Annotated in this window: 16 protein-coding genes; 5 read left to right on the top strand and 11 right to left on the bottom strand. The window is 64.0% G+C overall.

Going from position 1 to position 14,251, the window contains the following annotated elements; genetic code table 11:
- A complete protein-coding gene (locus BLT50_RS06400; RefSeq protein WP_090027763.1) occupies window positions 1-948 on the bottom strand; it encodes a PDR/VanB family oxidoreductase in 948 nt (315 codons plus the stop codon).
- Between the two features lie 141 nt (window positions 949-1,089).
- On the opposite strand from BLT50_RS06400, the gene BLT50_RS06405 reads away from it, so the two are divergent.
- A complete protein-coding gene (locus tag BLT50_RS06405; RefSeq protein ID WP_090027765.1) occupies window positions 1,090-1,572 on the top strand; it encodes a MarR family winged helix-turn-helix transcriptional regulator in 483 nt (160 codons plus the stop codon).
- 6 nt (window positions 1,573-1,578) lie between these two features.
- On the opposite strand, the gene BLT50_RS06410 is transcribed toward BLT50_RS06405, so the two are convergent.
- A complete protein-coding gene (locus tag BLT50_RS06410; protein WP_090027769.1) occupies window positions 1,579-2,808 on the bottom strand; it encodes a cytochrome P450 in 1,230 nt (409 codons plus the stop codon).
- A 170-nt stretch (window positions 2,809-2,978) separates the two neighbouring features.
- Between BLT50_RS06410 and BLT50_RS06415 the strand changes: the two genes are divergently transcribed.
- The 3 genes from BLT50_RS06415 to BLT50_RS06425 are packed head-to-tail and all read left to right on the top strand — an operon-like array spanning window position 2,979 to window position 5,868.
- Entirely contained in the window at window positions 2,979-3,995 is a 1,017-nt protein-coding gene (locus BLT50_RS06415; protein ID WP_090027771.1) for a TRAP transporter substrate-binding protein, read from the top strand.
- A gap of 57 nt (window positions 3,996-4,052) precedes the next feature.
- Window positions 4,053-4,562 carry a TRAP transporter small permease gene (locus tag BLT50_RS06420; RefSeq protein WP_090027773.1) on the top strand — a complete coding sequence of 170 codons (510 nt, stop codon included), beginning with the start codon at window positions 4,053-4,055 and terminating at the stop codon, window positions 4,560-4,562.
- A complete protein-coding gene (locus BLT50_RS06425) occupies window positions 4,555-5,868 on the top strand; it encodes a TRAP transporter large permease (protein ID WP_090027776.1) in 1,314 nt (437 codons plus the stop codon). The genes BLT50_RS06420 and BLT50_RS06425 overlap by 8 nt, the downstream gene beginning before the upstream one ends.
- Window positions 5,869-5,871: 3 nt before the next feature.
- Here BLT50_RS06425 and ureG read toward each other — a convergent pair whose 3' ends face one another.
- The 9 genes from ureG to BLT50_RS06465 form a co-directional block, all read right to left on the bottom strand.
- Entirely contained in the window at window positions 5,872-6,504 is a 633-nt protein-coding gene (ureG, locus tag BLT50_RS06430; RefSeq protein WP_090027778.1) for an urease accessory protein UreG, read from the bottom strand.
- A complete protein-coding gene (locus BLT50_RS06435; protein WP_245723307.1) occupies window positions 6,501-7,175 on the bottom strand; it encodes an urease accessory protein UreF in 675 nt (224 codons plus the stop codon). Before BLT50_RS06435 ends, ureG begins: the two co-directional genes overlap by 4 nt.
- Window positions 7,135-7,638 (bottom strand): urease accessory protein UreE, encoded by a 504-nt coding sequence (gene ureE / locus BLT50_RS06440; protein WP_090027784.1) that lies wholly within the window; start codon window positions 7,636-7,638, stop codon window positions 7,135-7,137. The genes BLT50_RS06435 and ureE overlap by 41 nt, the downstream gene beginning before the upstream one ends.
- Before the next feature lie 9 nt (window positions 7,639-7,647).
- Complete coding sequence (ureC, locus tag BLT50_RS06445) at window positions 7,648-9,408, bottom strand: urease subunit alpha (RefSeq protein WP_090027789.1); 1,761 nt, start codon at window positions 9,406-9,408, stop codon at window positions 7,648-7,650.
- Between the two features lie 60 nt (window positions 9,409-9,468).
- Window positions 9,469-9,777, bottom strand: a complete 309-nt coding sequence (locus BLT50_RS06450) for an urease subunit beta (RefSeq protein ID WP_090027791.1) — start codon at window positions 9,775-9,777, stop codon at window positions 9,469-9,471.
- Entirely contained in the window at window positions 9,774-9,929 is a 156-nt protein-coding gene (locus BLT50_RS19235) for a hypothetical protein (protein WP_175491410.1), read from the bottom strand. Before BLT50_RS19235 ends, BLT50_RS06450 begins: the two co-directional genes overlap by 4 nt.
- 27 nt (window positions 9,930-9,956) lie before the next feature.
- Window positions 9,957-10,259 carry an urease subunit gamma gene (locus BLT50_RS06455; RefSeq protein ID WP_090027792.1) on the bottom strand — a complete coding sequence of 101 codons (303 nt, stop codon included), beginning with the start codon at window positions 10,257-10,259 and terminating at the stop codon, window positions 9,957-9,959.
- 3 nt (window positions 10,260-10,262) lie between these two features.
- Window positions 10,263-11,096, bottom strand: coding sequence for an urease accessory protein UreD (locus BLT50_RS06460; protein WP_245723308.1), 834 nt, complete (start codon window positions 11,094-11,096; stop codon window positions 10,263-10,265).
- Window positions 11,097-11,256: 160 nt separating this feature from the next.
- A complete protein-coding gene (locus BLT50_RS06465) occupies window positions 11,257-12,933 on the bottom strand; it encodes a thiamine pyrophosphate-dependent enzyme (protein ID WP_090027795.1) in 1,677 nt (558 codons plus the stop codon).
- 138 nt (window positions 12,934-13,071) lie between these two features.
- On the opposite strand from BLT50_RS06465, the gene BLT50_RS06470 reads away from it, so the two are divergent.
- A complete protein-coding gene (locus BLT50_RS06470; protein WP_090027797.1) occupies window positions 13,072-14,223 on the top strand; it encodes a TAXI family TRAP transporter solute-binding subunit in 1,152 nt (383 codons plus the stop codon).
- Window positions 14,224-14,251 lie beyond the last annotated feature (28 nt).

Raw genomic sequence — 14,251 nt, forward strand, 5'->3', positions numbered from 1 at the left:
TTACAGGTCCAGAACCAGCCGCTCGGATTTCGCGCGGCTGACGCAGATTTGCATGACCTTGCCTTCGGCTTTTTCAGCGTCGGACAGTACCACATCGCGATGATCGGGGGTGCCTTCGATCACGTCCGTCTGGCAGATACCGCAATCCCCGCGCTGGCAATCATAGATCAGGTCGATACCGCCTTCTTCCAGCACTTCGATAATCGTCTTGCCGGGCGGGACGGTAAAAGTCTGGCCGGTCGATGCTATTTCGACTTCGAAAGGCTGGTCGCCCTCTTGCCCGGCGCTGCCGTTGTCAAAGAGTTCGACATGCACGCGGTCGGCCGGGATGCCCGCCGCCTCGGCGCGTGAGCGGGCGGCGTCCATAAGCCCTTTGGGACCGCAGATGTAGAGGTGCCGATCGCCCATCCCCGAGATCAGAGCATCGAGATCCAGCGCGCTGTCGTCGTCGTCACAATGGATGTGCAGATCGCCGCCAAGCATGTCGGCAAGCTCATCGGCATAGGCCATCACATCGCGGCTGCGCCCGGCGTAGTGAAGGGTCGCAGGAGTTCCCTGCGCGCGCAGTGCGGCGGCCATGGAAATCATCGGCGTGATCCCGATACCGCCAGCCAGCAGAACGGCGTGGGCGCCCGGCGTCACGGGAAAATCGCATTTTGGTGCGGCAACCTGCACTTCGTCGCCTTCCTTGCGCGTGTGCATGAATTTCGATCCACCTGCACCGTCCTCTTCCTGTTGAACGGCGATCGTGAACTGGCCGGGCGCGGTGCGCGCATCGTCCCAGGCGATCAGGGAATAGGCGCGGTCGCCGCCGTCCACATCGACGCGAATATGCGCGCCGGCATCCCAATCAGGCAGTGCGCCGCCTTGTGGCGCGGCCAGAGTGAATTCGGAAATGCGCGCTGTCAGCGGGCGGATCCGCATCACGCGCAGCGTCTGTTTGGTCATTGTCGCGTCTCCCTTGCCGATAAGTATGAAAATTCATATAATTTCGGTCAAGCCTTTTCTTTCAAGCCGGCCAAACGCCCTTTTCGTTGACTTTTCCGGTATTTCCCGGCTTTTGGAAGGGCCCGAGACAAAGGACCGACGATGCAGAACGCCACCGCACCACATGACGAAGGCGCAGAAGGAGAAGAGGGATTCGTCTCGAATTACCTGCTTTACCTGCTCGCCGCGGCAAGCGAGGCGGCAAGCGCGCAGTTTCATGCCGAAGTGCGCCAAAAGGGTCTGCGCGTGCCGGAATGGCGGGTGCTTGCGTGGCTGCATGACCGCGACGGCGAAATGATCACGCGGCTTGCACGGATTTCGCTGATCGAACAATCGCGGCTGACAAAGATCATCATCCAGATGGAAGAGCGCGGGCTGGTCACACGGCAAGGCGACGCACAAGACCGGCGCCGTGTCCGTGTCTGGCTGACCAACAAGGGCCGGACCCTGGCGCAAGGCCTTGTTGCCGATGCCCGCATTCACGAGGCGCAGGTGCTTTCCATCCTCGAAGGCGGGGATGGCGCGCGCCTGAAACCCGCACTTTCCGCGTTGCTGCGCGAGCTTGACCCCGAAAGCCGGGGCTGACCCCGGCTATTGCATGACGGCGGGCAGTTTCGCATAGCCGCGAAACCGCATCCTTCCCCCCAGTTCGCGCCCTTCCTTGATCCGGTAGTCGGGAAACCGCTCCAACAGGCGGCCGATGGCGATGCGCCCTTCGAGCCGTGCAAGCGTCAGCCCGACGCAAACATGCGGCCCCCCGGCAAAGGCCAGGTGGCGGTTCGGCTTGCGCGTGATATCGAACCTTTGCGGGTCGTCGAATACGGCCGGGTCGCGGTTGGCCGCGCCAATCACAAGATGCAGGTTTGTGCCCTTGGGCACTTTCAGGCCGTCGATCTCGATCTCTTGCGTGGTTTCCCGGTTCCCCAACTGGTTGGGCGAGGCGTAGCGCAGGAACTCTTCGATCGCCGTGGTGATCAGGCCCGGATTTTCCAGCAGCCGCGCCTTTTCCTCGGGGTGATCGTTCAGCAGGGCCAACCCGTTGCCGATCAGGTTCGTGGTGGTTTCGTGCCCCGCGTTCAGGATGAAGATGCAGTTTTGCAGCAGCTCGATCTCGCTGAGTTGCGCATCGGCCCCTTCGCCCCGGATCAGGCGGGTCAGAACGTCGGTTTCGGGATCGCCCGGTTTTGCGCGGCGGCGGGCAACGAGATCTTCGAGATAGGTCTTGAACTCGGTCACGCTGTCATGGCCGCGTTTGAGTTGCTCTTCGGTCAACGTCGGCTCCAACGCCCCAAGGATCGCCAGCGACCAGTCGCGCAGCGGCCCTCGCTCATCCATCGGGACATCCAGCAGGTTGCCGATGATCTGGATCGGGATCGAGCTTGCGAAATCCTCGATCAGGTCGACCTCGTCCTTCCCTTCCATCCGGTCGAGCAGGTAATCGACGGTCGAAACTAGGCCGGGTTCCATCCGCTGGATCGCACGCGGCGTCAGCGCCGAGGTCATGATCTTGCGCACGCGTGTGTGCAGCGGCGGATCGCTGAAAACCAGCGAGGTCGTGTGATGTTCGAACAGCGGGCTGCCGACGCCGAATTTCGGGGCGAATGCCTGTTTCTTGTCGGACGAATAAAGCGTGGTGTCCTTGTAGATCCGCTCAAGGTCGGCGTGGCGCGACAGCAGCACGGACCCGTCCGGCTGCGGCAATACGGGCGCGTGTTCAAGAAGCGCGGCATACCAGGGGAACGGATCGTCCACGAACCCCGCCGGCGGTGCGGCCAGGTCAAACCCCTTGGCCTTGTCTGCGGATATCGGCTGAGTGCTCATGCGTCCTCCCTCCCTCAGGTTGCATAGGTCAGTGAATCCTTGACAGAAAAACCGACCGTGTGGTCGATTTTACAAAATACAGGTTCACAAGCCAGTGATTCTGTGGATATATGAAATTGCATATAATCGCCGGGCGCAACCGGTCCGGCGCGCAAACGGGAGGTAATGACATGAAACTGACCAAGCTGATGGCCAGCGCCGCGATTGCCGTGGCCGCCGCCACCGCAAGCTTTGCCGAAGAGAACCTCGTGATCTCGAGCTGGCTGCCGCCGACCCATCCGATCAACACGGAGATGCTGCAGGGTCTGGCCGACATGATGGCCGAAGCGACCGGAGGCGAAGTGACCGCGGAAATCAAGATGGGCCTTGCCCCGCCCCCGGCCCAGATGGACCTGGTGATGGATGGCGCGGCCGACGTGACCATTATTTTCCACGGCTACCAGCCAGGCCGCTTCGTTGCGACCAAGCTGATCGAGCTGCCGGGCTATGAAGGCAACGCCGAGGCCGCTTCGGTTGCCTACTGGCGCGTCCATGAGGCGCATCTGGCACAGCTCGACGAACATCGCGGTGTCAAGCTGATCGGCCTGTCCACCCACGGCCCGGGTCAGATCCATTCGAACAAGGAAGTGACCTCGCTCGACGATCTGAACGGCCTGAAAACACGCCTTGGCGGCGGTGTTTCCGCCGATGTCGGCGCCGAACTGGGCCTTGTCGGTATCCAGGTGCCCGCACCCAAGGTCTATGAAACGCTCGATAGCGGCGCGGCCGATGCCGTGGCGATGAACATGGGTGAGCGTATCAGCTTCAAGCTGAACGAAGTTGCCAAGAACGTCTACGAAATGCCCGGCGGATTCTATCGCGGCTCGTTCGCCGTGCTGATGAGCCAGGAAAAATTCGACAGCCTGCCCGAAGCCGCGCAGAAAGCGCTGGAAGAAAACGTGTTCGGCGAACCCTTCAGCCGCATGATGGGCAAGGCATGGGACGACAGCGACGACCGCGCCCGCAAGGCCACCGAAGAGGCCGGCGACAACAAGATCGTCACCGCGTCCGAGGCCGACCAGGCGAAATTCGCCGATATGGCCGCCCGCGTCCGTGAAAAGATCCTGGCGGAAATCGCTGCGACCGGCATCGACGCCCAGGCCGCATACGAGATGGTCAAGGCCGAGATGGCCAAGGAATCGATGTAAACCCACGCGAAGGGGCCGGCCTATCTCCGGCCCCTTCCCCCAATCCGGTCTGCCCGCATGTCCCTGCTGAAACGCCTTGCCCAGCTGGCCGCAGTTCTTCCCATCCTTGTCGCTTCGATCACGCTTTTCGCGCTGATGGTGCTGACGTTCTGCGATGTGATCCTGCGATCCGCCTTCAACGCACCGATCGAGGCCGCGACCGAGCTGACCCGCATCGCCATCGCGGTGATCGTGTTTTCGGCCCTGCCGTTGCTGTCCGCGCGCGGTCAGCATATCTCGGTCGATCTGCTGGACCCGCTGTTTGCGCGGATGCACCTTGCGCGGCTGCGCGACGGTGTGGTGAACCTCGCCTGCGGCGTGATGCTGTATTTCCCGGCCAGCCGCGTGATCGACCTGGCGCAGCGCGCGCGCAGCTATGGCGATCAGACCGAATACCTGAACATTCCCACATACCTGATCGGGTGGTTCATCGCGATCATGAGCTTTGCCACCGCCCTGGTGCTGATCCTGCGTGGCGCCGTGATCCTGTTTGCCCCTTCCAAGCTGAGACTGATCCGCAATGACTGAATCGCTTATCGGTTTCGCCGCCGTCCTCGTGCTGGTGCTTTTGCGCATGCCCATCGCCTTTGCCATGGGGCTGGTCGGGCTGGTCGGATACATGATCGAAACCAGCTGGCGCGGCGCGATTTCCATGGCGGCCCGGCTGATCATCGACACCAGCCAGGATTACGGCCTGTCGGTCGTTCCTTTGTTTATCCTTATGGGGCTGTTCGTGAACAAGGGCGGCATCAGCCGCGAGCTGTACGCGGTGTCCAACGCCTTTCTCGGGCATATGCGCGGCGGGCTTGCGATGGCCACGATCGTCGCCTGCGGCGGCTTTGCCGCGATTTCCGGGTCGTCGCTGGCGACCGCTGCCACGATGTCGAAGGTGGCGATGCCGGAAATGCGCAAGTTCGGCTATTCCGACGGGCTGTCCACCGCATCGATCGCGGCGGGCGGCACGCTAGGCATCCTGATCCCGCCAAGCGTGATCCTTGTGATCTATGGCATCCTGACCGAAACCTCGATCGGGCAGTTGTTCATCGCGGGCATCATTCCCGGCGCGCTTGGCATCCTGTTCTACCTTGTCGCGGTGCGCATCACCGTCGCCCGCGATCCCGATGCGGGCCCTGCCGGTACACGCACCGACTGGGCCGGACGCTGGAGCGCGATCAAGGGCGTCTGGGCCGTGTTGCTGCTGTTCGGGCTGGTGATCGGCGGGCTTTACGGCATCCTGGATTTCTGGCCGATCTACCTGACATTTTCTCCGACCGAAGCCGCCGGCATGGGCGCCATGGGCGCATTTCTGATCGCCCTACTGCGCGGCAGCCTGTCATTCCGTGACATCCGCGAGGTTCTGGAAGAAACCACCATGACCACCGCATCGCTTTTCGCGGTGCTGATCGGCGCGTGGATTTTCTCGAATTTCGTCAACATCGCGGGCCTGCCCGAGGCGCTGCGCGCGATGGTCGAAAACATGGGACTGTCGCCCTGGATGGTTATGGCGGTGATCCTGCTGATCTACATCCTGCTGGGCTGCGTGTTCGAAAGCCTGTCGATGCTGCTGCTGACAGTTCCGATCTTTTTCCCGCTGGTGACTGGTCTGGGGTTCGATCCGGTCTGGTTCGGCATCATCGTCGTCGTCGTCACCGAGATCAGCCTGATCACACCGCCCGTGGGGCTGAACGTGTTCGTCCTGAAGGGCGTGGTCGGGGATGTGTCGACCGGCACGATCTTCAAGGGGGTCACGCCGTTCTGGGCGATGGACATCGTGCGGCTGGCGCTGCTGCTGGCCGTCCCGGGGCTGGTGCTTTACCTGCCGTCGCTGATGTAAGGGCTATTCGGCGGCATCGCGCACCGCCAGCCCGGCAAGCTCTGCGATCTGTGCCACCACGGCGTCCACGCCTTGCCCATGGCGCAGCGCGGTAAAGACAAAGGGCCGTCCGGCGCGCATCCGCGTGGCATCCCGCTCCATCACGTCCAGCGATGCACCCACATGCGGTGCAAGGTCGGTCTTGTTGATGATCAGCAGGTCGGATTTGGTGATGGCGGGGCCACCTTTGCGCGGGATCTCTTCGCCCGCTGCGACGTCGATCACATAGAGCGTCAGGTCGGCCAGTCCAGGGCTGAACGTGGCCGACAGGTTGTCTCCGCCGCTTTCGATCAGCACGATTTCGACGCCCGGATGACGCGCGACCATTTCCGCCACGGCCGCAAGGTTGATGCTGGCGTCTTCGCGGATGGCGGTGTGCGGGCAGCCCCCGGTTTCCACGCCGATCACGCGGTCGGCGGGCAATATCTGCATCCGCATCAGCGCTTCGGCATCTTCCTGCGTGTAGATGTCGTTGGTGATGACGCCAATGGAAAACCGGTCTTTCAGGCTTTCGGCCAAACGGGCGGTCAAAGTCGTCTTGCCCGCACCGACGGGGCCGCCGATGCCGATGCGCAGGGGGCCGTTCATTTTGCTCATGACTGGAACAACCTTGTTTTCAGGGTTTCGTGCCGCATCGCCGCGATGTCGGACAGGAAACAGGTGGAATGGATATCGTCGGGGGTCAGCGCGCGGGTTTCGTCTGCCATCCGCGCGCAAAGAGGCGTCAGCGCGGCGAGCACTTTTTGCCCCTCGGTCTGGCCAAGCGGGATCAGCCGGATCGCGGCCGAGGTCAGGTTCGAGACAAAGGCATGCAGGTAGAGCGCCACGGTATCGCCCGCGCGCATCCCCATTTGCCCGGCAGCCGCGCCCACGGCCAGTGGCAGGGGAACGGACGGCACGTCCAGGGCCCAGACGGCATTTGCGGTCTGCGCGAAGGCCGCACCCTGGCGCAGCGCCTCGCGCAGGCGCTCGGCGCTGGCGGCATAAGCGCGGGCCTGCGCATCAAGCATACCCAGCGTTTCGGCATCGGCGGGCATCGCGGCCCTGATCCAGATCGCGTCCGCGCGCCCGGTGCCTTGGCACAAAACGTCGTGCAGCCATTCTTGCAAGGTGTCCGCATCGGTCACCCACCCGGACTGCACCGCGGTCTCGAGCCCGTGGGAATAGGCAAAGGCCCCGACCGGAAAGCTGGGCGATAACCATTGCGCCAGCGTCAGAAGGCGCGGGTCAGTGGGCATGATCGTGACCGTGCGAATGCGTATGGTCATGGGCGCTGTGGCCGTGATCATGCGCGTGGGTGCGGCCATGGCCATACGCACCGCCCTCGGGCGTGAAAGGCTCGGTCCCTTCGGTCACGGTGGCGTCGAGATGTTCCAGCATATGGGCGATGACGGGATCGCGCTGGATCAGCAGGCGCTCTGCCTCGATCTGGCAGGGCGTGTGGCGGTTGCCGATATGCCAGGCCAGCCGCGCCAGGTCTGGGCCCGTGACGATCAGCACGGGCTCTTCCGCCGCCGCGACCTGCACCATCGTGCCGCTGTCCAGTTCCAGCGCATCACCGGGATTGAGCGAGGTGGTTTGCGCAAGGTCCACGACAAAGGCGGTGCCATCATCGGTCATCAGCCTTTTGCGCCGCAGGAACCGCGCGTCGTAATCCAGCGTGACGGTTGCGGCATCGCCCGACCAATGGCCGGTGCGGTGAAGGATCTGGGCAAGGGGCAGGTCTGTCATCTGGATACCTCAGAACAGGAAATAGCGTTGCGCCATGGGCAGCACCTCGGCGGGCTGGCAGGTCAGCAACTCGCCGTCGGCGCGCACCTCGTAGGTTTCCTGGTGCACTTCGATCTCGGGGCAGGCGTCGTTCAGGATCAGGTCGCGCTTGCCGATGCCGCGGGTGTTGGAAACGGCCAGAGTCTGCTTGGCCAATCCCAGACGCGCGCCGATCCCGTCCGCCTGCGCCGCAGCGGACACGAAGGTGACCGCCGAATGTTCCACCGACCGGCCATAAGCCCCGAACATCGGGCGCGAATAGACCGGCTGCGGCGTCGGGATGCTGGCGTTCGGGTCGCCCATCTGCGCCATGACGATACTGCCACCCATAAGAACCATTTCCGGCTTCACGCCGAAAAAGGCCGGGCTCCACAACACGAGGTCGGCGCGTTTTCCGACCTCGATGCTGCCGATATGTTCGGAAATCCCGTGCGCGATGGCCGGGTTGATCGTGTATTTCGCAACGTAGCGGCGGACGCGGAAGTTGTCGTTATCCCCCGTTTCCTCGGGCAGGCGGCCACGCTGCTTTTTCATCTTGTCGGCGGTCTGCCAGGTGCGGATGATCACCTCGCCCACGCGGCCCATCGCCTGGCTGTCCGACGCGATGATGGAAAACGCGCCCATGTCGTGCAGGATATCCTCGGCGGCGATGGTTTCGCGGCGGATGCGGCTTTCGGCAAAGGCGACATCCTCGGGGATGGATTTGTCGAGGTGATGACAGACCATCAGCATGTCGAGATGCTCTTCGATCGTGTTGACGGTGAAGGGTCGTGTCGGGTTGGTGGAACTGGGCAGAACGTGCTGTTCACCGCATATCTTGATGATGTCTGGCGCATGACCACCGCCCGCACCCTCGGTATGGAAGGCATGGATCGTGCGGCCCTTCATGGCCTTGACCGTGTTCTCGACAAAGCCGCTTTCGTTCAGCGTGTCGGTGTGAATCATCACCTGCACGTCCCAGGCATCGGCCACGCCAAGGCAGCAATCGATCGCGGCGGGCGTGGTGCCCCAGTCCTCGTGCAGTTTCAGCGCGCAGGCCCCGCCCCTGATCTGTTCCTCCAGTGCGGCGGGCAGGCTGGCATTGCCTTTGCCGGCAAAGGCCAGGTTCATCGGAAAGGCATCTGCCGCCTGCAGCATCCGCCCGATATGCCAGGGCCCCGGCGTGCAGGTGGTGGCAAGCGTGCCATGCGCGGGCCCGGTGCCGCCCCCCAGCATCGTGGTCAGGCCGGAATGCAGTGCATCCTCGATCTGCTGGGGGCAGATGAAATGGATATGGCTGTCGAACCCGCCAGCCGTCAGGATGCGCCCCTCGCCGGCGATCGCCTCGGTGCCCGGGCCGACGACGATGTCGACGCCCGGCTGCGTATCGGGGTTCCCTGCCTTGCCGATGGCCGCGATGCGCCCGTCTTTCAGGCCGACATCCGCCTTCACGATGCCCCAGTGATCGACGATCAGCGCGTTGGTGATGACGGTATCGACCGCGCCCTGGGCGCGTGTCGCCTGTGACTGGCCCATGCCATCGCGGATCACCTTGCCACCGCCGAACTTGACCTCTTCGCCATAGGCAAGGGCGTTGCTGCCCTGCCCCCCGGTTAGGGCGGCGCCCACGGCCTCGGCCGTCAGGTCGCGCTCGACCTCGATGATCAGGTCGGTATCGGCAAGCCGCAACCGGTCGCCCACGGTGGGGCCGAACATCGCGGCATAATCGGCGCGGTTTATGGGTCTGGGCATGGTTCGTTTTCCTTGTCGGGGCGGCGGGCCAAGGCCCGCCCTACGGATGGGCGGCGATGGTCAATCCAGACCGCCCATGACCTGCTGGTTGAAGCCGAAGATGCGCCGCGCGCCCGCAACCGGAATCAGCTGCACCTCGCGGCGCTGGCCAGGTTCGAACCGCACCGCCGTGCCCGCCGCGATATCGAGCCGCCGGCCACGTGCCGCGCCGCGGTCGAAATCGAGCGCAGGGTTCGCTTCGGCGAAATGATAGTGGCTGCCGACCTGCACCGGCCGGTCGCCGGTATTGGCCACCATCAGCGTGATCGCCTCGGCACCGGGGTTGAGCGTCAGCGTGCCCTCGGCGGGGAACAGTTCGCCGGGGATCATTTGCGCCGCCCGAAGGCGACATAACCCGCAAGGGCGATTGTCAGCGCGGAAACGCCAAGCAGCCAAAGGCCGCCGTCATGGGGGTGAAGATGCGCGCCGGGGTGGGCCGCGGCGGGGCTGGCGAGCAGGATCAGGGGAAGGACGTATTTCATCGGGTTTTCCTTTCGCAAAGCAAGGTTTCAGCGGATCGGGTTGTGAACGGTCACCAGCTTGGTGCCGTCGGGAAAGGTGGCTTCGACCTGGACCTCGTGGATCATCTCGGGCACGCCCTCCATGCATTGATCGCGGGTGATCACATGGGCGCCCGCCTCCATCATGTCGGCCACGCTGCGCCCGTCACGGGCCCCTTCCACAACGGCGTCGGTGATCAGGGCGATCGCTTCGGGGTGGTTCAGTTTCACACCGCGGGACAGGCGCTTGCGGGCGACTTCGGCGGCCATCGCGATCAGCAGTTTGTCCTTTTCGCGCGGGGTCAGTTGCATGGGTCAGAGCCTCCAGCTTCTTGGAAGGGTGTCGTTGCTCAGCCGGTCGAGGATGGGCAAAAGATGCCGGCGCAGGTGAAACCCGTCGGGCGCGACGATCCGCATGACAAGAACATCGGCCTGCAACAGGCTGGCGCCGCCCGTCGCCGGCAGGGCCTCGCGGATCGCGGGCAAATGCGCCTCGGCGTCGGGGGCGACGTAGACAAGGCTGGCCATCGCGCCTCCAGCCTGCGCCACGGCCAGACGCGACAGGTGTGCCGCGACATCGCCGTCAAAGCGGACCCGGTCGAGATAGAGCGGCCTGCCCGCGCGAAACAGCGCGATTTCGTCGTGAAACCGCGCGGTTTGCAGCACTTCGCCCATCGCGGCGCGGCCGAAAATCACCGGCTCGACCAGCAGCAGCCGGGCGCCGTCATCCAGGGTCGCGCGCAACTGCCGCCGCAGCGCGCATCCGTCGTAGAGGATCAACTCTTGCGGCAGCCAGAAAAGTGTCGCGTCCCGCGCAATATCCAGCGAGGTCTCGACCCGTCCCCACCCGTCTGACGAACGATAGGCGCGTTCGGCGGCTTGCGTGGTCAGGGTCAGCTGTGCGCCTGCCCCGGCATGCGCGGACATCGAAAACCGGTCCCCGCCGGTTATGCCGCCTGCGGTGTTGATCGCGATCGCTTCGACGCCCCGGGCACCGCGCGGGAACAGCGCCTTGAGCGCGCCGGCAGCCCTGTATCTGTCGATGGCGCTGGTCCGGCCGCGGGATTTCACGGACAGGTGCATGACGCCCTCGGCACGAGGCTGGGCCGTCACGGGCCGGGCCGGGCTGGGGCGCATGGGCAGGGTCATCGGACCGCTCCACCGAAGTTGGAAACCGGACCAAACTTTTCATGACCCCGCGGGGACAGCTATTTGTCCGATCAAACTGGCCGCGAAACCGGGGGTGATCGCCCAAATTCGCGGCACAATTCGATCTTTCGCCCAATCATTCGGCAGATAGAGGACGGTATCAGGCCCCGCGCATGCGGGCGTGAAGGCCGGAAATGGTGATGTAGGCCGAAATCGCCTCGGCGCTGGAGCGCACGGTCAGCAATGCCGGCCCGTCATGCGACAGGAAATCCCCGACGATCCCGGCAATGTCGTCACCCTTGGCAATGGAAAACCCTTTCAACCCAAAAGCTTCGGCCCAGGCCGCAAAATCGGGGTTCACAAGGTCCGTGCCCGAAACCCGGTTGGGGTGGTCGCGCTCCTGGTGCAGGCGGATGGTGCCATAGGTCCGGTTGTCGGACACCACGATCTTGGGCGCGGCGCCCTTGGCCATCGCCGTGGCCAGTTCGTTGCCGGTCATCAGAACCCCGCCATCCCCAGCAAACCCGAGAACGGTCTTGTCCGGGTAGCGCAACGCGGCGGCGACGGCGCCAGGAACGCCAAGCCCCATCGCACCGCCCGCGGCGCCGATGGCCTTTTGCGAGCCGTCCCATGGCCAGGCAAGATGCACCCAACCCGAGAAATTGCCCGCGTCGGTGGCGACGATGCTGTCCCGCGGCGCCTGCTTGGCAAGCTCGGACACGACGGCACCGAAATCCAGCCCGTCCTCCTGTTCGGTGGGCGTGACCGAGGCCAGTTTGCGGGCAACGGCGTTGACCTCGGCCGCCCAGTCGGCGCGCGCGGCGGGCTTGTCCGCCGCAACCCCGGTCAAAGCCGTGCAGAATTGCGCGGGATCGCAGGCAAGGGGCAGATCGGTTTCAAAGACCTGACCCAGGACGTTGGGATCGGGCCAGACGTGGATGAAAGGCTGGTCGGGCCTGGGGGCTTTGGGCAGGCGGTAGCCCTGGCTGGGCGTGTCGCCCATGCGCGTACCGATGGCCATTATGAGATCGGCCTTTTGCAACGTCTTGACCATCGGTGCAGGGATCTTGAACCCAAGATGCCCTGCGTAAAGCGGCGAAGAATTATCGAATATTTCCTGATGCTTGAACGTCAGCGCGACGGGAATGCCATGCGTCTTTGCCAGTTTGGCCAGCGCAGCCCGCCCGCCGTCGCTGTCCAGACCGCTGCCCGCGATGATGAGCGGCCGCTCGGCACTGGCCAGCATTTCGGCAGCTTTTTGCAGATCGTCTGGCGCAACGCCTGCGCGGGGCACGTGGACCGGGGCCGGCAGGGCGCTGTCCACCGGGTCGGACAACATGTCCTCGGGCAGCGATATCACCACGGGGCCCGGTGTGCCGGACATCGAAAGTGCCCAGGCGCGGGCCACGGTTTCAGCGAGTTTCGAACCTTCCGTGACCTCCCAGACACCCTTGGCGATCTCGCCGAACATCTGTGTGTAATCGACTTCCTGAAATGCGCCGCGACCGCGTTCGAACCGGGCGACCTGACCGATCAGGCAAACCAGCGGCACCGCATCCTGCTGCGCAAGATGAAGCGCGATCGAGGCGTTCGTGGCGCCCGGGCCACGGCTGACGGCGACCAGACCGGGCCGCCCGGTGAGCTTGGCATCGGCCACGGCCATCATGCCTGCGCCGCCTTCGTGGCGGCAAACCACCGTGTCGATCGCCGTCTGATCGTGCAGCGCATCTAGAAATGACAGGTATGATTCGCCCGGAACGCAGAACATCCGGTCGGCCCCCATAGCCGCCAGAACCCTTGCCAATTGGTCCGCTGCGCGTGTCGTTGCCTGATCCATAATTGCCTCCCTTGACTTTTGCGCCGTGTGGCCGACTATCGCATAGCGAAAACAAATTCCGCAAATGGAAGTGCGGGTCAATGAGGAGCGGGGCATACCCACGTCCCGGGAGGACCAACAGAAGAGGGGAGGAGACTCATGAACAGTCTTGTCAAACTGCTGGCGGCAGCCGGCACAGCCACATTTGTCGCAGGTGCGGCACTGGCACAATCCACCACGGCAGAACTGCCAAAGCAGATGTCCTGGACTGCCTACGACACCGGCTCGGCCGGGTATAACCAGGCGGTTGCCATCGGCGCGGCACTGCAGGACGCCCTTGGCGTGAACCTGCGTGTTCTGCCCGGCAAGAACGACGTCAGCCGGACCGAACCGCTGCGCCAGGGCCGTGTCGAGTTTTCGGCCACGGGTGTCGGCGGCAGCTTCATGGCGCAGGAAGGTGCGTTCCAGTTCGGTAGCGAAAACTGGGGGCCGCAGCCCATCCGCGTGCTGATGGCCAACAATGGCGGTGCGATCAACCTGGCCGTTGGTGTCGCGGGCGACCTTGGCATCAAGGAGTTTTCCGACCTCAAGGGCAAGCGCGTTGCCTGGGTCGTCGGCGCACCCGCGCTGAACGTGAACACCGAGGCTTACCTGGCCTATGGCGGGCTCACATGGGACGATGTCGAACGCGTCGATTTCGGCGGCTTTGGCGCATCCTGGAAGGGCCTGATGGAAGGCCAGGTGGACGCGGCGTTCGCCTCGACCAACTCGGGCTTTGCCTATGAGGCGGCGACCGGCCCGCGCGGCCTGTTCTGGCCGCCCATCGATCCGAACAACACCGAAGGTCTTGAGCGGATGCAATCGATCGCCCCGTTCTTCAGCCCGAACAAGGCGCGGGTCGGCGCGAATATCGACGGCACCGATGGCTACCAGGGCGCAGGCTATGCCTATCCGGTTCTGGTGGGCACCGCACAGACAGATGCCGATCTGGCCTACAACATGACCAAGGCGATGGTCGAACTGTTCGGCGCGTATGACGGCAAGGCGCCGGGCATCGGCGGCTGGGCCCTCGACAAGCAGGACATGACCTGGGTTGTGCCCTACCACGAAGGCGCGATCCGCTATTTCAAGGAAGCCGGGCTTTGGAATGACGAAGCACAGGCGCATAACGACAACCTGATTGCCCGTCAGGCCGCCCTGCAGTCCGCATGGGAAGATCTGAAGGCGGCTGCCCCAGAAAACTGGGACGAAGCCTGGGCCGAAAAGCGCCGTGAAGCGCTGAAAGCCGGCGGTTTCTCGGTTGTCTTTTAACGACGGCTGAACCGTTTGCGGCCCCGTG

Source organism: Lutimaribacter saemankumensis, assembly GCF_900100005.1.
In the GTDB taxonomy this organism is placed as follows: Bacteria; Pseudomonadota; Alphaproteobacteria; order Rhodobacterales; family Rhodobacteraceae; genus Lutimaribacter; species Lutimaribacter saemankumensis.